Origin of the sequence: Bacillus sp. FJAT-27001, assembly GCF_019039175.1 — a bacterium.
In the GTDB taxonomy this organism is placed as follows: domain Bacteria; phylum Bacillota; class Bacilli; order Bacillales; family Bacillaceae; genus Bacillus; species Bacillus velezensis.
In genome coordinates this window covers 108,601-129,675 of sequence record NZ_JAHOAA010000003.1, presented here as the reverse complement: position 1 = coordinate 129,675, position 21,075 = coordinate 108,601, and the positions used below count along the sequence as shown (strand labels likewise).

General features: G+C 45.4%; 14 protein-coding genes. 6 read left to right on the top strand and 8 right to left on the bottom strand.

Annotation, left to right across the window (positions count from 1 at the left end):
* Positions 1–147: 147 nt before the first annotated feature.
* The 5 genes from BGM27_RS10825 to BGM27_RS10805 all read right to left on the bottom strand — a co-directional run bounded on the left by BGM27_RS10825 (position 148) and on the right by BGM27_RS10805 (position 6,192).
* Positions 148–1,212, bottom strand: coding sequence for a polysaccharide lyase family 1 protein (locus BGM27_RS10825; protein WP_007407800.1), 1,065 nt, complete (start codon positions 1,210–1,212; stop codon positions 148–150).
* 141 nt (positions 1,213–1,353) lie between these two features.
* Positions 1,354–2,265, bottom strand: a complete 912-nt coding sequence (locus tag BGM27_RS10820; protein WP_007407801.1) for a DMT family transporter — start codon at positions 2,263–2,265, stop codon at positions 1,354–1,356.
* Between the two features lie 147 nt (positions 2,266–2,412).
* Complete coding sequence (locus BGM27_RS10815; protein ID WP_007407802.1) at positions 2,413–2,859, bottom strand: universal stress protein; 447 nt, start codon at positions 2,857–2,859, stop codon at positions 2,413–2,415.
* Between the two features lie 81 nt (positions 2,860–2,940).
* Entirely contained in the window at positions 2,941–4,338 is a 1,398-nt protein-coding gene (bglH, locus tag BGM27_RS10810) for an aryl-phospho-beta-d-glucosidase (protein ID WP_020954373.1), read from the bottom strand.
* Positions 4,339–4,356: 18 nt separating this feature from the next.
* On the bottom strand, positions 4,357–6,192 hold the full coding sequence (locus BGM27_RS10805) for a beta-glucoside-specific PTS transporter subunit IIABC (RefSeq protein ID WP_007407804.1): 1,836 nt from the start codon (positions 6,190–6,192) through the stop codon (positions 4,357–4,359).
* A gap of 672 nt (positions 6,193–6,864) precedes the next feature.
* Between BGM27_RS10805 and BGM27_RS10800 the strand changes: the two genes are divergently transcribed.
* On the top strand, positions 6,865–9,996 hold the full coding sequence (locus BGM27_RS10800) for a DUF3427 domain-containing protein (protein WP_007407806.1): 3,132 nt from the start codon (positions 6,865–6,867) through the stop codon (positions 9,994–9,996).
* On the opposite strand, the gene BGM27_RS10795 is transcribed toward BGM27_RS10800, so the two are convergent.
* From BGM27_RS10795 to abnB, 3 genes are all read right to left on the bottom strand, one after another.
* The gene (locus BGM27_RS10795) at positions 9,985–10,374 is read right to left on the bottom strand and encodes a (deoxy)nucleoside triphosphate pyrophosphohydrolase (RefSeq protein ID WP_007407807.1); all 390 of its coding nucleotides are present in this window, start codon (positions 10,372–10,374) and stop codon (positions 9,985–9,987) included. The genes BGM27_RS10800 and BGM27_RS10795 overlap by 12 nt on opposite strands.
* A 230-nt stretch (positions 10,375–10,604) precedes the next feature.
* Positions 10,605–13,334: an AAA domain-containing protein gene (locus BGM27_RS10790; RefSeq protein WP_007407808.1), complete on the bottom strand. Its 2,730-nt coding sequence runs from the start codon at positions 13,332–13,334 to the stop codon at positions 10,605–10,607.
* Between the two features lie 123 nt (positions 13,335–13,457).
* Positions 13,458–14,864: an arabinan endo-1,5-alpha-L-arabinosidase AbnB gene (abnB, locus tag BGM27_RS10785; RefSeq protein ID WP_007407809.1), complete on the bottom strand. Its 1,407-nt coding sequence runs from the start codon at positions 14,862–14,864 to the stop codon at positions 13,458–13,460.
* A 241-nt stretch (positions 14,865–15,105) separates the two neighbouring features.
* Between abnB and hutP the strand changes: the two genes are divergently transcribed.
* From hutP to hutG, 5 genes are all read left to right on the top strand, one after another.
* Positions 15,106–15,552: a histidine utilization transcription antiterminator HutP gene (hutP, locus tag BGM27_RS10780; protein ID WP_007407810.1), complete on the top strand. Its 447-nt coding sequence runs from the start codon at positions 15,106–15,108 to the stop codon at positions 15,550–15,552.
* Between the two features lie 112 nt (positions 15,553–15,664).
* Positions 15,665–17,203 (top strand): histidine ammonia-lyase, encoded by a 1,539-nt coding sequence (gene hutH, locus BGM27_RS10775; RefSeq protein ID WP_007407811.1) that lies wholly within the window; start codon positions 15,665–15,667, stop codon positions 17,201–17,203.
* Positions 17,200–18,864, top strand: coding sequence for a urocanate hydratase (gene hutU / locus BGM27_RS10770; RefSeq protein WP_007407812.1), 1,665 nt, complete (start codon positions 17,200–17,202; stop codon positions 18,862–18,864). Before hutH ends, hutU begins: the two co-directional genes overlap by 4 nt.
* 1 nt (position 18,865) lies before the next feature.
* Positions 18,866–20,131: an imidazolonepropionase gene (gene hutI / locus BGM27_RS10765; RefSeq protein WP_007407813.1), complete on the top strand. Its 1,266-nt coding sequence runs from the start codon at positions 18,866–18,868 to the stop codon at positions 20,129–20,131.
* Positions 20,124–21,074, top strand: a complete 951-nt coding sequence (gene hutG / locus BGM27_RS10760) for a formimidoylglutamase (protein WP_007407814.1) — start codon at positions 20,124–20,126, stop codon at positions 21,072–21,074. The genes hutI and hutG overlap by 8 nt, the downstream gene beginning before the upstream one ends.
* Position 21,075: the final 1 nt, after the last annotated feature.

The following is a 21,075-nucleotide window of genomic DNA, read 5'->3' as shown; positions in this document are numbered from 1 at the left end:
CTTTTGTAATATAGGCTTAACAATAGTAATATTATTGAAATTGTTTATCAATATTTTCCTAGGTATTTAAGGTTATTTTAAGGATTATAGGGATTTTGAACCTTTTATTCATATAAAAAAACCGCCGGCTGCCGGCGGTTTTTCGTATTATGGATAGCGGAGATTTGTATTTTGCGCTCCCGCGTAAGATTGGGCGAAGTTTTTGGCGTCCTGGGCTGAAAGCGTGCCATAGCTGTAATTTGATCTCGGATTCCAGCCGGTGCGCGGTGATTTCGGGGCTTTGAGCGACGGGAATGAACCGATGTCGGTGAATTGGGCCGTCCCGTAGTCGTCTATCATTCCGCCTTTTTCATTTCCGTTACCGAAATAGTTGGCTTCTGAGAAGACAGTCGCGTTTGTATGAATGGTGAATCCTAAATTGAAATTGGTCACATAGTTGTTTTTCGCGTGAAAATAGCCGTATCTCATCAGGCCCGGTGAACGCACATAGACGTTATTAAAATAGTTGTTGGTGATCGTCATATGCGGATAGCCGATATAATTGCGTCCTTCGTTATCATCATTCGGATAACCGAGAATCAGGCCGTACAGATGGTCTGTGAATTTAGAGTTAGACAGCGTCACAAAATCCGCTTTGGCGCCGACATACAGAAGCTTTCCCAAATCACTGTGGCTGTTCGGATTGTAGCTGTGTCCTTCAAACCAGACGTGGTCAATCCAGTAATTCTGTCCGTTCGCTATGTACATCGGAATGTCGTTGTTGCCTGTAATGGCGGCACTATGGCTGATAATGAGATTTTTGAAAATCACATTGTTTGAGCCGGAGCCGGTGGTCAGATAGATGTTGGTCAGCCTGTGGCTGGTATAAGAGCCGACGATGGTTTTATTGGCGCCGACTGTCACGACGGCTTTACCCGGGGAAGAAATATCACTTGTGATGACGATGGTTTTGCGGTCCGTTCCGCCCGCATTGTTTTTCAAATCATTGAGATTGCTGACGTAGACGACGGGGCCGCCCTGGCCTCCCGATACGGCGGATTTTGCTTTACCGTTATGATCCTTCGCATTGCCCGCGAATCCGGTAAGTCCCTGCATCACATCCGGATAAGCCGCTGCCGCTTCTGCCTGCTTTGATGCGGAACATACGATGGCCAGACAAAGCGCAAATCCGAATGCAGCCAAGAAAGCGAGATGACGCGTCTTTTTTATCATGCCCTTCACTCCTTTAATTTCTTAAATTGTAAACACAAGAAGTATTATACAATTACTATCCTCTTTTTCCATGATCTGTTTGTCTGCTTTTTCGTTATGGCTGAAAAGCCCCAAAACAAAAAAAGCAGCCGGTACGGCCGCCTATATACGGGTGCTGTCTGCCTGAGCTTCCGAAGGCACGGCTTTTTGCTTTCGAATCAGGGACAGCGCCATTCCCGCAAAAATCAACACTATCCCCAAAGATTGATAAAGGTCGGGGCGAAATCCCGTAAATACGGTGTCGAGCACAATCGCCACCGCCGGATCAAGAAATACGATGATTGAAATAAACCGGGTGGATAAAAACCGCAAGCTGTCAAAAAAGAGCAAATACACAATTCCCGTATGAATGATACCGGTCGACACAATCATGATCCAGTTCACATGCGACAAATCAGAAAAAGCGCCGAAACGGACGAACGGAAGAAGAATGATAACGCCCAATCCGGTCTGCAAACAGGTGACGGCGTATGGGCTGAGGCTGTTGATGCCTTTCCCGGCCAGTGTCGTAAAAGCATAAAAAAGGGCGGCCAGCACGGCCCAAATAATACCCGATCCCATCAGCTGAGAAAATGATGTACTTCCGTTGATGCCGGAAATCAGGGCGGTGCCCAGAAAACAAATCACGATGGAACTGACGGACACAATATGCAGTTTCTCCCGGTATATAAGGCTCCCTAGAAGAAGGACGAGAACCGGAGCCAAATGATAAACGGAAATCGCTATCGTCACTGATGTCTCCTCAAATGATTTAAATAAAAACACCCAGTTCAGCACGAGAAAAAATCCGCAGGCCAGTGTCTGCAGCACCTCCCGCCGGTTCCATTGTTCGGTGCGGTACCGTCCGGAACCAAACCAGCAGACGCCCAGAAACAATGAGGCGCACAGACATCTCACAAAGACCAGTTCAATTGAAGGCACATTCGTATGTTCTGAGAAAAAGCCGATTGATCCGAAAATGACCATGGAAATGACCATTTTGATGACGGCATTTGATGTTTGTTCAGCTTGCATTGATTTGCTTCCCCCATATCATTGACTGTTTATTCAGACAAATACTAACAGCCATTTTACTTGATTCAGAGGAAGATTTCACCCTATTTTTCGAAAGCCGGCGGTCTTTTCTCATGAAAAAAGCCCTGCATCAGCAGGGCCTTCTGTTTAATGAACGATCAGTACAGGACAAGGAGACAATTGTGAGACCTTATGGCTCACGCTTCCGAGCATCATTTCTTTAAATCCGCTGATTCCGCGGCTTCCGACGACAATCAGATTGAAATGCTGTTCTTTCGCTATGTTTAAAATTTGATGCGCAGGTTCGCCTTGGACGTACAGGCTTTCCGCGTTTACTCCGCTTTCTGCCGCTTTCTGCTTGGCATCTTCCAGAATGGCTGCTCCTTTTTGCTCGACTTCATGTTTGATGTCTTCAATGAAGTTTTCCGGAACATAGACAATCCCGGTTAAAGCTGATGTGGAGACAACGGCTTCACGTCCCGCATAGAGAATGGTGAGTTCAGCCTGCTGTTCTTTCGCCAGATGGATGGCTGCGTCCAGGGCTTTATTGCTCATGTCTGAACCGTCTACTGCTGCAAGAATTTTTTTAAACATATGAATCCCGCCTTTCTGCTTTTATTGTCCTCCTCTCTTTGCTGAATGTCAATTTTGCCGGCTTTCTCCGGAACATTGCGCTTACAGACTTTCTCCGTTTGTGGCGATGACGTCTTTAAACCAATAAAAACTTTTCTTTTTCTTTCTTTCAAACGTGCCTTTTCCGTCATTGCCGCGGTCGACATAGATATAGCCGTAGCGTTTTTTCATTTCTGCCGTTGAGGCGCTGACGAGGTCAATCGGCCCCCACGACGTGTAGCCGATCAGGTCGACGCCGTCTTCAATCGCCTCTCTTGCCTCTATTAAATGATCACGCAGATAATTGATGCGGTAGTCATCCTGAATGGTTCCGTCCTCCTCCGGCTGATCAACCGCGCCGAGTCCGTTTTCGACGATGAAGAGCGGTTTCTGATAACGGTCGTACAGCGTGTTTAAGGTGATGCGCAAGCCCTTCGGATCAATCTGCCAGCCCCATTCGGAAGATTTCAGGTACGGGTTTTTCACGCCGCCGAGAAGATTTCCCTTAGATTGCGCCAGATCCTCAGGCGCCGTGCTGGCCGTCATCGACATGTAGTAGCTGAAGCCGATGTAATCCACCGTATGTTCTTTCAGGAGCGCCTCGTCTCCTTCCTTCATCTCGATCGTAATTCCGTTTTCTTTAAAGAAGCGCTTCATGTAGCCCGGGTAGCTGCCCCTTGCCTGCACATCAGAAAAGAACAGCGTGCTCCGCTCTTTTTGCAAAGCCGCATATACATCCTCCGGCTTCGGCGTCATCGGATACGTCGTCGTCGCGGCGATCATGCAGCCGATCTGTGAATCCGGAATGATCTCATGACCGGCTTTTACCGCCAGCGCGCTCGCCACAAATTGATGGTGGGCCGCTTGGTACATCGTGTTTTGTTTATTTTCGCCTTCCCGGAATATAAGACCGCCGCCTGTAAACGGAGCGTGAAGAACGACGTTGATCTCATTGAAGGTCATCCAATATTTCACCTTGTCTTTATAACGGGTGAAAACCGTGCGGGCGTACCGCTCATAGAAATCGACCGTACGGCGGTTTCTCCAGCCGCCGTAGTTTTTCACAAGACCGAGCGGCATCTCATAGTGAGAAATCGTGACGACCGGTTCGATCTGATGTTTTCTCAATTCGTCAAACAAACGATCGTAAAATTGCAGCCCTTCTTCATTCGGTTCTGTTTCATCGCCGTTCGGAAAGATTCTCGTCCACGCAATGGAGGTGCGGAACGCTTTAAAGCCCATCTCCGCAAACAGGGCGATATCCTCTTGATAGCGGTGATAAAAATCAATCGCGTCGTGATACAAATTCAGCGCATCGTCCGTCTCATGAAACGGAGACATAATGCCGTCCGGGGAGACATCCGCCGTAGAAAGTCCTTTGCCGCCTTCTTTATAAGCTCCTTCAATCTGATTGGCAGCCGTTGCGCCGCCCCATAAAAAACCTTCCGGAAATCTCTTCATGTTTTCTCCACCTCTTTTTCAGGATAACGCCAGAAGCGCTTCGTTCGGTTTGACCATTCCGCTTTTTTTCACGTCTGTAAATGAATATTGATCCGTATTCGTAATGATGACCGGCGTGATCACGTCAAAACCGGCAGCCTTTATCTCGTCGATATCAAAAGTAATCAGCAGATCTCCCGGTGCGACGGCATCGCCTTCTTTGACGTGCATCTCAAAATGCCTGCCATCCAGCCGGACGGTATCAATCCCGATATGAATGAGAACCTCGGCTCCCCGGGTGCTCGTAATGCCGATGGCGTGCTTTGTTTTAAATACGGCTGTCACCCTCCCTTCTACGGGAGAAACCGCCGCGCCCTCTTCAGGCAGAATCGCAAAACCTTTTCCCATCATTCCGCCGGAAAAGACGCTGTCGTTCACTTCGCTTAATGCTTTCACTTCGCCTTTAATCGGGCTGTGAATGATTTCTCCGCCTGCCGTCACCCCCGGCGCTTCAGACGCTTTGTCCCGTTCGGACTGTACATCCTCAAACCCGATCAGCAGTGCCGCCGCAATACCGGCCGCAAATGAGATAAAAAGCCCGATCAGCGCGTAAAGAAATGTCGGCCCGATAAAGACCGGAATGCTCGGCAGACCGGCGTTTCCGCCGACAATGTAAGAAGCGACGCCCGTTACACCGTAAAAAGCTCCGCCTGCCGCGCCGCCGATTAATGCTGCCGCGAACGGTTTTTTCAATCTCATGTTAACGCCGTACATCGCGGGTTCGGTAATGCCCATCAATGCCGTAATGCCCGTCGTAAACGCCAGCGATTTGAAGGTTTTGTTTTTGGATTTTAAGAAAACCGCAAATGACGCGCCGGCCTGCCCCATATTCGCCAAAAACATCGCAGGCAGAATGTAATCATGTCCGTTTTGGGCGATGTTATTGATCATGATCGGCACAAGCGCATAATGCATCCCCGTCATAATGATGAGCGAAAATGTGCCTGCAAGCAGAATCATCGCGGCAATGCCCGCATGATTGAACAAATCATTAACGCCGACAGACAGGTAATTCCCGAGAATCGCGCCGAGCGGGCCGACTGTGATCAAGGTGACAGGCACGACGATCACAAGCGTAAGCATCGGAACGGCAATCAATTTCAAAGATGAAGGCGTGATTCGGTCAATTCCTTTCTCTACATAGGACATCAGCCATATCGCCAGCAAAATTGGGATAACTGTCGATGAATACGTGGCAGCGGTTACAGGAAGACCGATAAAGGAGATGCTTTTCCCTGCTCCAAGCAGGGCCGTTAAATCCGGATGCAGAATCGCACCCGCCACAGCGGCCGCCACGTACGGATTACATCTGAATTTTCTCGCCGCGCTTACCGCAAGCAAAAGCGGCAGAAAATAAAACGCACCGTCACCGACAGCCGTGAGAATGCTGTGAGTCTCGCTCTTCTCCGACATCCAGCCGAATGTCACCGCTAGCGCGACAAGCCCTTTTATCATGCCGGCTCCGGCAATGGCCGGCAGAATCGGTGTAAACACGCCGGAAATCACATCAAACACGGCGCTCAGCACATTTTTCTTCTGCTTTGAAGTTTTGTTTGCGCTTTCATCACTGAGCCCGCTGCTTTCCATCAAAGCCTGATACACCTTCGGCACATGATTGCCGATAATGATCTGAAATTGCCCGCCGCTAATATTTGTCCCCATCACGCCTTCCGTCTGTTCCAGCCCGCTCCGATCTGCTTTCGCATTGTCATATAGATTAAAACGAAGCCGCGTCATGCAATGGATGACACTCTGAACATTCTCCTCCCCGCCGACAAGTTGTAAAATCTCTTTTGATATTTTATGATAGTCCATGAGTATACCTCCTTAAAAATGGGGGAACTGCCGGACGAAAGGTGCCCGCCTTTCTCCGGCTTTTTTTGTTATGAAATCAGCATCACCTCCAAAAAAAGGGTATAAAAAAAAACCCAAACTGCACAGAACACGGGGGTCTCCCCCTGTCTGACGCAATTTAGGTTTTGCCTGCGGTTTGCAGTAACAATCCTTGGTGAATGATATTGGGTTGATATGTATACTTTAGCACTGGATTTATTGGGTGTCAACGCTTACATTTTTAAAAATATACTAGTCAAATATATAAAGGCATTAAAATATTGTTCCCATCTACTATATTAACTAAAAGAACCCTCATGTTAAGTACCTCTGATAAAGTAGCTTTAAGTTAAATTGCGCCCTAATTCCTCTTCTCTACTTTAATTTCACACTTCTCTAGTTTGTCCACAACGGTTAAAGTAGTACCTACTTCCAGTTGATAAGAGCAAATACTAGATCATGCAGTCAATTCAAGCCCATTACCTCAACAGTAACCCCATTTTCAATGTAAGAATACTCCATACTCCACCAAACTACCTCAGCGTTATTTTTTAAACGCTTAATAAATAGGACTTTATTCTCTTCTTTTTTAGTATTACCTATTGGTAAGAGTAGTGATAAAATGGAATTATTGATATAAAAAAGGAGATTATGATGAGAAATCATAGAGGCTTCCATGAGGAAATTCAGCAACAACAAAAACTTTATCCAACATCACATCGCATTCAACCGGTTGGCCCTAAAGAATATGCAGAGGTTTTGACTTTACATACGGCAAAACAACTGAGCGAGACATTTCAAACACTTGTGGATCAAGATCAATATGAACAAGCGATTCAGCTGAGCGAGAAAGTTGCCTCTCAGCTTGGACAACATACGAATTTTTCATTACCACTTTCCACAGTGCTTTATAGTTTAAACGAAATGGAACTTCCTATTTCAGAGGAATTCTCTCTACATCGTCTGAAACTGCTAGGAAATCATCAAACTCATGATAACTTTTTCAAAGCATTAAAACACGAGATGTTAACGGCGGATCGGGTAGACTTTATGGTTAGTTTTACAAGGTGGTCTGGTGTTCAGCTTTTGATCCCTCCGCTTCAGGAGCTTGCTAAAAGACATGTCCCTGTACGCATCATTACATCTACCTATATGGGTATTACAGAACCGAAAGCGTTAAGACATCTTCTTCAATTTGAAAATGTTGAGTTGAAAATTGTAAATGAATATAAAAAATCTTTCCATACGAAAGCATACTTATTTGAACGCTGTTCTGGACAGCATAGTGTCATTGTAGGATCTTCAAATCTATCACAAGCTGCACTTACGACCGGGTATGAGTTAAATGTTAGACTACCTGAAACCAGATATCTCCCCGTTTATCAACAAACAAAAGATTTGTTTGACACTGTTTGGAATGAAAAGACACAGCCTGTTGACGAACAATTTTTACAAGCCTATGAGGAATTCCAAGCAGGAAGCCAAAAGGTAAGTGCTTCCTTTGCTGCTCAAAACTCTCTTTACAAAACGAAAATGTCCCCGAATGCCATGCAAAAGGAAGCGTTACGAAACCTTAAAAAAACAAGAAACGAAGGGGAGACAAAAGCAGTCATCATCGCCGCCACTGGAACCGGAAAAACATTTTTAGCAGCATTTGATTTTGAGCAATTTAAACCAAATAAATATCTTTTTCTTGCCCACCGGGAAGAGTTACTTACAAAAGCAATCGAAACATTCCAGAAAGTCACCAATAATCATGAAGATTTTGGTTTATTGACTGGAACGAAAAAAGAAAGAGATAAGCGTTTTTTATTTAGCACTGTACAAACGCTACATAAAAAAGAAACATTGGAATCCTTTTCAACAGATGAATTTGACTACATTGTGATTGATGAATTCCATCATGCAGAAGCATCTACCTATCAAGCTGTATTAAACTACTTTACACCAAAGTTTTTATTAGGTTTAACTGCAACACCAGAGCGTCTTGACGGTAAAGATGTGCTTCAGATTTGTGATCATAATGTTGTTTACGAAATTAGACTCCGCGATGCTCTAAAGGCAGAGCTACTTGCACCATTTCACTATTTTGGAATTTCAGATCATACTGTAGATTATGAAAAAGTAAAAGTGAAAAATGGACTGTACGAAGAGAAATCGCTAGTAGATCATTTAAAAACTCATAAACGAGTAGAATATATCATCAAGATGATCAACATGTATGGATTCCACGGCGAGAAAATGGTTGGCTTAGGTTTCTGTACAAACGTCGAACACGCAATATACATGAGTGATGAATTTAATAAATTGGGATTTTATACAACTTACTTAACAGGAAAGGATTCTCCTGCAAAAAGACAAGAGGTCATTCGTCATTTGGAGGACCCGCACCACAGTTTAGAACTTATATTTACAGTAGATATTTTCAACGAAGGAATAGATATTCCAAAACTCAATCTACTATTGTTCCTTAGACCAACAGAATCACCAACGATTTTCATTCAGCAATTAGGACGGGGACTTAGAAAAACTGACGACAAAGAGTTTGTAACGATACTGGATTTTATCGGAAACTATCAAAAGTCATTCGTTATTCCACTCGCACTATCTGGACAAACAAGCCAAAAATCGTTTGATAAAGATTCCCTCCGAGTGGCCGTGACGCATGAGTTTTCAGATTTACCTGGGGGATCTTATGTTGACCTTTCAGCCGTAACGAAGAAAGAAATTTTAAATAAGATCGATCATATTAAACTAAATTCAGATGCCATGCTGAAAACGTTATACAAGCAATTTAAACAAGAGCTAGGACGCTCTCCAGAATTAATTGATTTTCTATACTCTGAACAGGCACCTGGGCTTACCTTTTTTATAAAGAAATACAAATCGTGGGTACAGACCAAAAAGAAAATGGACGATTTGAATGTTACAGATGAAGGAATTCTCAATAACCCCTTGGTTGTAGGGATAGTAGCAAAATTAGAACAGCAATTACCTATTAAATGGCCTTATGAATGGTTAATTTTACAGAGCGGTTTTCACAAAAATATCATCACAATAGAAGATGTAAAAGAATCGTTAGAAAAACAGTTTCATATTCAAATCACAACAGATACACATGATGACCTCATTCAGCGAGCAATGGAGCGTTTAACGAAATCAGATCAAAAACAGAATTGGCGCTTTGGTACATTACAAGGTGATACATTCAAGTTAGATCCAGAAGTGAGCGAGATATTAAACGATCCATTATTCGGACCGTATATTAAGGAGCGCGTCCACTATGGAATGATTGAATTTAGACGTATGAACAATATAGACGCCCTTGCTTCAAAAGAGATTAAGCTTACAATGTATCAAACCTATACAAGAAATGAGCTCATTTATCTTTTTCAGTCAACTGATCAGGAAGGGACTTGGCGAGAGGGTGTACGTAGAGTTAAAAATCACTATTTAATCTTTATCAATTTGAATAAGTCAGAAAAAGTAGAAGATCATTTGCTATATAAAGATTATTTTATTGATCCTAGCCATTTTCACTGGCAAAGTCAAAACCAAACCTCACATACATCAAGCGTAGGGCAAAACTTTATTCACCATAAGGAAAAAGGATACCATATTCATTTATTTGTGAGGAAATTCACTGAAATGCACAACATCACTTTACCATTTATTTATGTAGGAGAAGCGGATTACGTATCAAGCCACGGAGACAAGCCAATGAATGTCAAATGGAAGCTCCATCAGCCTGTCCCAGAAAACTTGTATGTGGATTTAACGAATTAAAGCAGATACGGTCGGAAGATCAGCGGGTGCCCACTCTAGTGATTCTAGCTCACGAATAGGCACCCATCTGAATTCCGCATGCTCTTTTGCTACCGGCTTCCCTGATACAATCTTCGCTTTTATTGAAATTAAATTGACGATGACCTTCTCATATTCATGATGAATATCAGCTATCACATCGCCCGCAACAATTTTACAATCAAGTTCCTCTTCAATTTCTCTTACAAGTGCTTCCCGAGCATTCTCCCCTTCTTCAAGCTTTCCACCAGGAAACTCCCACAGATTAGGAAGAGACATTGTTGGAGAACGTAGAGCACATAGAATTTCATTGTTTTCATTTTGTATGACTGCGGCGGCTACTTTTATTGTTTTTTTCAAAATTAAACTTCCTTTCGTTTTTTCTTAGTCGGTAGATCAGTTAAATTACTATTTAATTATAATTCATTTCATGTTAGGAAAGCTTTTTTCTATTTTCTGAAAGAGTTCAGTTGGTTAACAAAATTCTCACATCTTGAATATCTTGTTAGTTCACTTTTATTATATAAAAAATAGCACTTTTTATAAGGAGGTTAAAAATGTGATTATCCTCATTTGTCAAGGTCGTTTTCTTATAAATGCTTATTCAAAAACTGTTTTATACGCTCAGGCTCTCTACTTTCGTTAGTTCTCAATCTGAGGATGGGTATTCCTGCTTTATCTAAAATTGTGTTTTTAATTCTATCTCGTCTCTTTTGATCTTTAGAGTGATGGTATGCAACACCATCTACCTCAATTACTCCAAGAGGTTCATTACCCATCTTATAGTGAAGAAGAAAATCAACTCTTGCCGCTGTTTTAATAAATTGTTTTTCGTCTTCATGTAGGTGACTTGTATCATTCACCAGATCTTTCAAACGATACTCTCTTTTAAAGTTGATTTTTTTAAATTTTTCTTCTGAAAGAATATCCCTAAGTAAGCTGGCTATAATTCTTTCTGTCTTGTATTTTGAATCACTTTTCCGAAGTTTATTTTCTCTTTCAATAAGTACTTCAGAGAATTCTTTATAAAGTAAGTCAAACACTGAAATTACTTTGCTTTTATGGTATAAACTCGATTCAGTATAGTATTCCATATACCTAATAAGTTCGGAAATTTCTTTGTTGCTTTTTTTAAATACTTCAACATCAGATACTAAAACAAAACGCTTTTTAGCTCGTGATATAGCGACATTTATTAAATTTGCGCTATCAACGAATTGAACATCATTCTTACTTCCTTTTTTATCAAGCACAGTAGAAAAAATAATACCATCGCATTCTCTTCCCTGGAATTTATGAACTGTATCTTTCAAAATCTCCTCAGGTAAACGCTGTTCGGCATGATTAATCTGTTCTCTATAAGGAGCAATAAAGCCTGTTTCATAAGATTCAGGAAACACAAGATTTTTAATCGCATCCTCATCAAGAGAATCTAATTCACGAATATTATGTTTCCCACCCTGAAACCGCATATGATTACCTTTAACAGTCTTAATGAGTACGATGGAAGGTTCATTTTCACTTTTTTGTTTTGTCAAAGGAATAAGTTTCCCATCATAATATTGTTCATTACAAAATTTAATTATCATCGGCTCACAACGATAATGTTCTTTTAGAAGAGTAATCGGTATTCGATTCTTATATACTTTTATAATCGAATCAAGCATACTATTTTTAACATAATTAAAGCATGATTCTATTTCAAATTGGGAAAGCTCGGCTGATGTATCGGGAATGTGGGGGAGCTGCTTCCTATCTCCTACTATCACAACATTCTTAGCACACCCAAGAGCAAGTATCCCTGGCATTAATTCTAATTGCGAGGCTTCATCTATGATTAAGTAATCAAACAAAAAACCCGCAGGTATAGACTTTTGCAAAGAAAAAGCAGTACTCAATATAATGGGGAATTGATCTATAAACGATGAAAAATATTTAGACTTTTTGAAATTCTCCTGAGTATAATGGGTTTTTCTGTCGAAATTCCCCTTTTTATTCAAATAACTTTTAAAAAGTTGTTTTGAGGTTAATTGAATTCTTTCCGTTAAATCATTGAAGTTTTTCATTTCCAGAATGTCTTCGATTCTTTTAATTTCACTTTTTAATTCCTCAAGCTTTAGTCGATAAAAATGATATTGAAGCTGTGTAATGATTTTTTCTTTATGAGATTGATCTTTTATTTGTTTCGGGCTGTATAAGCCATAATAAAAAAGATATTTTGTTTGTTTAAACAATGTCATTCTATTCTTATGATTTAATGCCTCATCAACCAAAAAATCGATGATCTTATTTTTCGTGAATTTGTAAAATGGTAGAAGTTTTGGTTGAACAGCTTCTAGTGATTCTAAATGTTTTGTATAATATTTCTGTTCCGTTTCAAGATCTTTTATTTGCTGCTTTATGACTGCTTGTTTGTTTTGTAATTCAAGTAACTCTTTCATTGATCTAATATTGTTCCACAAAATTTGTTCCATTTCTACTTCAACATCCATATTAATTTCCCAGCTATTGAAGTCTTGGGGAAGCTTTGGAGGATTCTCAAAAAATTTCTTCTGATTCACCTGACTTCCTAATGATGCAAGAAAAAAACCTAGATCTGACTTCATTAATTTCTCACTGACATTTGCGACGGCAGAATTATTACTCGATACAATAGCAGCATTTTTTCCTTGCATCACAATGTTAGAAATAATATTCAGGATAGTTTGTGTCTTACCGGTTCCTGGCGGTCCTTCAATTACGCTAACCTGAGAAGAAAAAGCAGATTCAACCGCTTGAATTTGACTAAGATTCAAACCAAACGGATATATAAGCTTTTTTTCCTTATTGAAGGATTGACTAGTTTTTGTAAAATAAGCATGAAGAGCACTTTCTGTTCTTAGAGGAAGGTTATGAATTTGCCCTTCTAAAATAGAAGGTATACCATTAACTGTTCTATCCTTTACCCCAGCTATGAAAGAAAAATAATTTAACAGGTTTTTGAATTTAGCATTCTCTAGCCTTACTTTCTTAACCGCATCTTTTTTATAAATATATCTGTGCTTACCACCCCTGAAAGAAACAACCGCATATTTATCTCCATAAATAACAGAAGACTCAATGTTCTTACTAATCTCACCATTTAATTCAAAAACTTCATCTTCACTTAACGTAAGTTGTTCAAATGGATATACTTTGCAATAATCTAGCTTTTTGACTATTTTCGTTTTATCATTTAACACCATATGTATAGTGAGATCGCCATTTTGACTGTTCAATTTCCATGTTTTAATTTGTTCAGAGTATATTGCGTCTTCTATCTGAATGATTGTACGTACCAATTGAGTACCCCCGTGTCCCAAAAATGTGTGTTAATTTATGTTATAGTATACAAAATTAATGAACTGTTTACAAAATAGTGCAAAAATAGAACCCTCTAGAAGCAGGAGGGTTCTAAAAAAGTTTCACTTCACTCCCCAAACAGCCTCCCCATCACCGCTCAGCACACTAAACGTCATAACTTCTTTCTCTCTCGCTGAGTCCCATTCTTTCAGGAAGACGCCGTCATAATTTGTGCCGTTCAGGTTAATTCGGGCTTTGCTGCTGTCCGTTTTTGTCCAGGTTCCGGTCATTTCCCCGGAAATGGTGCCGTCGTTGTTAAGCTGGATGTTTTTTGGGGTTTTGATCATAGCTGTGATGTCTTTTCCGTGCTGGATGAGTTTGTAGGTTCCCGATGCGGCGGCTGCCGATATGTGTGTATCCGGTTCTCCCGCGTAGCGGTATGGCGCTGCAACGGGCCATCCGTCTTTGTTCATGTACAGCCGATGTACTCTGACTTCGTGCTCTTCGCCTCTGTTCGGGAAACGGGTGTGGAAAATGAGGTATGATCGTTTCGTTTTCCCGTCGTAAAACACGGAGTTGTGTCCCGGTGAGACGTAGCCCGTGCCTTTTTCAGATTGTGAGGCGAAGCTGTAGCCGCCCATGAGTTTGACCCCGTACGGTTCAATTGCTTTGTCGTCGAAGAAACTGCCGTCTTTTCCTTTGGCGTCAAGCATGTTATGGCCTGCGGCGTCATAGTACGGACCGTCCGGATTTTTAGAGCGCGCCACACGCATATTGTAACCGCCGGCTGCGTCAAGTCCGCCGAATGACAGATACAGATAGTAATATTTCGTTTCCGGATTGTAGCTGATGTACGGGCCTTCGATTCTGCTGTGATTTCCGCCGAGCAGTTTTTTTCCGTAGCCTTGGTTCGGGAGCGGGAAACCGGTTTTCGGATTCATTTCCAGTACGAAAATTCCGCCGGAGTAAGAGCCGTACACCATCCAGAGCTTGCCTTTATGGTCAAAAAACGTTTGCGGATCTACGACGTTCGGGTGAACGTTTGCATTATACGTCGTGCCGTCTTCGCTTTTTCCTTCCATGCCTGATTTCAAAAAGATGCCTTTGTTCTTGTAGGGTCCTTCGATTTTGTCACTCACGGCGACACCGAGAGCGGATCGCGGCGAGTCTCCTTTACAGGCGTTATAGTACATGTAATATTTCCCGTCAGCCAGCTGGGCGACATCCGGCGCCCACAGCGTATCAGACTGGGCCCAGTCGAATGTCTCTTTTAATTCGGTGTAGACGTTCGGGATCAGGGGATTATTGGGATTGACGCTTGAAGACATCTGCTGCCACTGCATCAGGTTTTTCGACTTGGCGGAAGCCAAATGTGAGCCGAATACATAATATGTATCGCCTGTTTTGATGACGGACGGATCATGCACGCTGACCTCTGAAAAAACCGGATGCTGGGCTTTTGCCTGCGGCAGAGTGAACCCAATGACCGCTGCTGAGACCAGACACACACGAAAGAAACTGGTTTTCATTTTCTGAAATCTCCTCGCTCTCTTCTTTTCTTAAAACGCTTTCAAGACAACGCTCCATTTTATGACGCGGATGGCGGGAATATGTGATCAACAGCGCCGGCTTCACGATGTACCGCTTTACTTCGATAACAATCTGATTTGTGAAAGACTGGAAAAAAAGTTTTGACTTCTGATTCGCAAACACTTAATATAAAAAACAGTTACTAGTTATCAGAATATTTAAGAATTGAGTGAAGCATATATGACCTTACACAAAGACCGCCGCATCGGGCGCTTATCCGTCCTTCTTCTGCTTCATGAGACTGAAGAAAACCAGCAGATCAGACGGCTGGAACGGGACGGCTGGAAAGTCTGTCTCGGCAGGGTGGGTTCAATGGATGCGCATAAGGTGGTAGCTGCAATTGAAACCGCTTCCAAAAAGAGCGGCGTCATTCAATCTGAGGGTTATCGCGAATCACATGCGCTGTATCACGCTACAATGGAAGCTTTGCACGGAGTGACGAGGGGCGAAATGCTGCTTGGCTCGCTGCTTCGTACCGTGGGCCTGAAGTTTGCCGTCTTGCGGGGAAATCCGTATGAAAGCGAGGCGGAAGGCGATTGGATCGCCGTTTCACTTTACGGCACGATCGGAGCTCCGATTAAGGGGCTTGAGCACGAAACATTCGGAGTCGGAATTAATCACATATGAATCAGCCCATAGATTTCAGATGATAGGGGGCTATGCGTGAAATATCATTTTCATGGCATAGCTCCTTTTTGTATGGGCGCTTTACCAAAGTAAAGGAAAAGGGGTTGAAATGATGGTGACGTTAGACGGTTCCTCACTGACAACCGCAGATGCCCAGCGTGTGCTGTTTGATTTTGAAGAGGTTCAAGCATCTGCCGAAAGCATGGAACGTGTGAAAAAAAGCAGGGCGGCGGTTGAACGGATCGTTCAAGAGGAGAAGACCATTTACGGGATTACGACGGGATTCGGCAAGTTCAGCGATGTGCTGATTCAAAAAGAAGACGCCGCGGATCTGCAGCTGAATCTGATTCTTTCTCACGCGTGCGGCGTCGGTGATCCGTTTCCGGAATCTGTATCGCGGGCCATGCTGCTTTTGCGCGCCAATGCCCTGCTGAAAGGCTTTTCCGGCGTGCGGACTGAGCTGATTGATCAACTGCTCGCGTATCTCAATCATCGCATTCACCCGGTCATCCCGCAGCAAGGGTCACTGGGGGCGAGCGGGGATTTGGCGCCGCTTTCTCATCTCGCACTGGCGCTTATCGGTCAAGGCGAAGTCTTTTACGAAGGGGCCCGGATGCCGACAGCTCATGCTTTAGAACAGACAACCCTTCAGCCGGCCGTCCTGACCTCTAAGGAAGGACTCGCGCTGATCAACGGAACGCAGGCCATGACCGCGATGGGGCTGATCGCTTACCTCGAAGCCGAAAAGCTGGCCTATCAGTCGGAACGGATTGCGAGCTTAACGATCGAAGGCCTTCAGGGCATTATCGATGCGTTTGACGAGGACATTCATGCCGCCCGCGGTTATCAGGAACAGATGGATGTCGCAGAGCGAATCCGCTATTACTTGTCAGACAGCAAGCTGACGACCGTCCAAGGGGAGCTGCGTGTCCAGGACGCCTATTCGATCCGCTGTATTCCTCAAGTCCACGGCGCATCATGGCAGACATTAGCGTATGTAAAAGAAAAATTAGAAATTGAGATGAATGCCGCGACAGATAACCCGCTCATTTTCGAAGACGGCGCCAAAATCATCTCAGGCGGAAACTTTCACGGACAGCCGATCGCCTTTGCCATGGATTTTCTCAAAGTGGCGGCGGCCGAGCTTGCGAATATTTCTGAACGCCGGATCGAACGGCTTGTGAATCCGCAGCTGAATGACCTGCCGCCCTTTCTAAGCCCGCAGCCCGGCTTACAATCCGGAGCGATGATCATGCAATATGCGGCGGCCTCCCTCGTGTCAGAAAATAAAACCCTGGCCCATCCCGCCAGTGTCGATTCCATTCCTTCATCGGCAAACCAGGAGGATCACGTCAGCATGGGAACCATCGCCTCAAGGCACGCCTACCAGATCATTGCGAATACGAGACGGGTGCTTGCCGTTGAAGCCATTTGCGCGCTGCAGGCCGTGGAGTACCGGGGTGCGGAACATTGCGCCTCGTACACAAAACAGCTCTATCACGAAATGAGAAACATCGTGCCGTCCATACAAGAAGACCGCGTGTTTTCTTATGACATCGAGCATCTGAGTGACTGGCTGAAGAAGGAGTCTTTTCTGCCGAATGAGCATCACCAAAAACTGATGACCAATGAAGGGGGACTTACAAGATGACTGATGTAAAGAAATCAATCCGCGCCGGCCGCGGCACCGAACTTGAATGCTTAGGATGGGAGCAGGAAGCCGTGCTCCGCATGCTCCGAAACAACCTTGACCCGGAGGTTGCCGAAAAGCCGGAGGATCTGATCGTATACGGCGGCATAGGCAAGGCCGCACGAAACTGGGATGCTTTTCACGCGATTGAGCGTTCCCTCAAAATGTTAAAAGATGATGAAACACTGCTGATCCAATCCGGAAAACCTGTCGGATTGTTCCGCACGCACAGCCGCGCGCCCCGCGTCCTGCTGGCTAATTCGGTTCTCGTGCCGAAATGGGCGGATTGGGAGCATTTCCATGACCTTGAGAAAAAAGGGCTGATGATGTATGGGCAGATGACGGCCGGCAGCTGGATTTATATCGGCTCACAAGGTATTCTGCAAGGCACCTATGAAACCTTTGCGGAGCTTGCGAGACAGCATTTCGGCGGCAGTCTGAAAGGAACCCTTACGCTGACGGCCGGACTTGGCGGAATGGGAGGCGCCCAGCCGCTGTCCGTCACAATGAATGATGGCGTCGTCATCGCCGTTGAAGCGGATGAAACACGGATTGATAAACGCATTGAAACAAACTATTGCGACCGTAAAACAGCATCAATTGACGAAGCGCTGCGCTGGGCCGAAGCAGCCAGACAAGCCGGAGAGCCTTTATCGATCGGCCTTCTCGGCAATGCGGCTGAGGTGCATCATGAGCTTTTGAACCGCGGGGTCCATATTGACATCGTGACCGATCAGACTTCCGCTCACGACCCGCTGATCGGCTATATTCCGGCAGGATACTCACTTGAAGAGGCCGACCGCCTGCGCCGGGATCAGCCTGAATTATACGTAAGGCTTTCCAAGCAGAGTATGAAAAAGCATGTGGAAGCCATGCTCGCCTTCAAGAAAAAAGGTGCCGTCGTCTTTGATTACGGCAACAATATCCGCCAGGCTGCCAAAGATGAGGGTCTCGCCGATGCTTTTGATTTTCCGGGATTCGTTCCCGCCTACATCCGGCCTTTATTTTGTGAAGGAAAAGGGCCGTTCCGCTGGGCTGCGCTGTCGGGAGACCCTGAAGATATATACCGCACGGACGCTTTATTAAAAGAGCTGTTTCCAGAAAATCAAGCCCTTCACCGCTGGATTGACATGGCGCAGAAAAAAGTCACATTCCAAGGCCTGCCGTCCCGTATTTGCTGGCTCGGCTACGGTGAACGGGAAAAGATGGGGCTCGCCATCAATGAATTGGTCAGAAACGGCGAGCTGAAAGCCCCGATCGTCATCGGCAGAGACCATTTAGACTGCGGATCTGTCGCCTCTCCGAATCGGGAAACAGAAGCGATGAAAGACGGAAGCGACGCGGTCGGCGATTGGGCGGTGCTGAACGCGCTGATCAACACGGCCTCAGGCGCAAGCTGGGTTTCTTTTCACCACGGCGGGGGCGTCGGCATGGGGTATTCCCTTCACGCGGGAATGGTCGCGGTCGCTGACGGCAGCCTGCTTGCGGAACAACGGCTTTCCCGCGTTCTGACAAGCGATCCGGGAATGGGCATTATCCGCCATGCGGACGCAGGTTATGAAAAAGCGGCTCAAGTCGCCGAGGAACAAGACATTATGATACCGATGAAAAAGGAGCGGTAACATGCCGAAACAAATAGATACCATACTCACCAACATCGGCCAGCTGCTGACGATGGAATCCGGCGGCCCCCGATCAGGCGGAAGCATGCAGGATCTTCGTGTCACGGAAGATGCCGTCATCGGCATTTCCGACGGGCGCATTGTTTTTGCCGGACATCAAGGAGCGGAGGATGGATACGAGGCAAGTGACATCATCGACTGCGGGGGACGGCTCGTCACCCCCGGCCTCGTCGATCCCCATACCCATCTTGTATTCGGAGGGTCCCGGGAAAAAGAACTGAATTTAAAAATTCAGGGCATGTCCTATTTGGATATTCTGGCGCAAGGCGGCGGTATTTTGTCAACGGTCAAAGACACGAAAGCCGCTTCCGAAGAAGAACTGATTGAAAAAGGGCTTTTTCACCTCGGACGCATGCTGTCATACGGCATCACGACGGCAGAAGTAAAAAGCGGGTACGGACTCGACAAAGACACGGAGCTGAAACAGCTGACCGCGGCGAAGAAACTGGGCGAACGCCAGCCGGTCGACCTTGTCACAACTTTTATGGGGGCACACGCCATTCCGCCTGAGTACCGGAACAGCCCTGACGAATTTCTGAATCGCATGCTGCAGCTTTTGCCTGAAATAAAAGAAAAAGGCCTCGCGCAATTTGCCGATATATTCACAGAAACAGGCGTCTTTACCGTCAGCCAGTCACGGGACTACCTGAAAAAGGCGTCTGAAGCTGGTTTCGGCCTGAAAATCCATGCTGATGAGATTGACCCGCTCGGCGGCGCGGAATTGGCGGCAGAGCTGCATGCTGTTTCTGCCGATCATTTGGTGGGGGCGTCTGACGAAGGCATCGAAAAGCTAGCGGCGTCCGGAACGATCGCCGTCCTGCTGCCGGGCACGACTTTCTATCTCGGCAAACACACTTATGCGAGAGCCCGGGAGATGATTGATGCGGGCGTACGGGTCAGTTTGGCGACTGACTTCAACCCGGGCAGCTCACCGACGGAAAATCTCCAGCTCATTATGTCGATTGCCGCGCTTCATTTAAAAATGACCGCGGAAGAAATCTGGCACGCTGTCACCGTTAATGCCGCGTATGCGATCGGAAAAGGCGAAGAGGCCGGACAAATTAAAGCCGGACGGGCGGCTGACATTGTCATTTGGGAAGCGCCGAATTACATGTATATCCCGTATCATTACGGCGTCAATCATGTCCGCCGTGTCATCAAGAATGGAAAGACGGTTGTCTCAAGGGAGGGAGCCGCTCTTGGATAAGTATCCGTTTCTGCAAAAAGCCGGCTCCCTCTTCAACGACCGCCATGTGACAAGGATCGGCGATGTGACGGAAGCGTGGGCGGGACAAACGATCAAGGGGCCGGCTTTGATCGGCGTTCCGCTTTCTAAGTCGTCAATCAGCCATTCCGGCGCCTGCTTTGCACCCGGTGCGATCCGCCGGGCGCTCGGCGGGATTTCCGCTTATTCCGCGGAGCTGCGGGAGCATGTCATTGACTATCTTTACGATATCGGTGATATTCAGATTCACGTCACGGATGTCGTCACATCTCACGAACACATTTATCGGACCATTCATGACATTCTGACGGACCAGCCTGACTGGGTGCCCGTCATTCTCGGCGGCGACAACTCCATCAGTTATTCCACCATTAAAGCCATTGCGGAAACGAAAGGAACAACGGCCGTCTTTCAATTCGACGCCCACCACGACGTCCGCAACACAGAAGACGGAGGACCGACAAACGGCACGCCATTCCGCCGGCTGTTAGATGAAAATATCATAAGCGGACAAAATCTGATTCAGCTTGGAATCAGGGAGTTCAGCAACAGCTTGGCATATGAACAATATGTAAAAGAACGGCAGGCAGACGTGCATACAATGGAGATGATCCGTGAGAAAGGGCTCCTCCGAACGATACAAGAGGTCTTGCCGGCCGTTCAAAAAAGAGCTGACGCCATTTTTATTTCGGTTGATATGGATGTGCTGGATCAAGCTCATGCGCCCGGCTGCCCCGCGATCGGCCCCGGAGGCCTGTATACCGAAGAACTGCTTCAGGCGGTCCGGTTTTTAGCCAGTGAGGCTGACATCTCGGGTATTGAGATCGTTGAGGTTGATCCGACACTTGATTTTCGCGATATGACAAGCCGGGCAGCCGCACACGTCATTTTACATGCATTAAAGGGATTTAAATTGTCACGTTAAA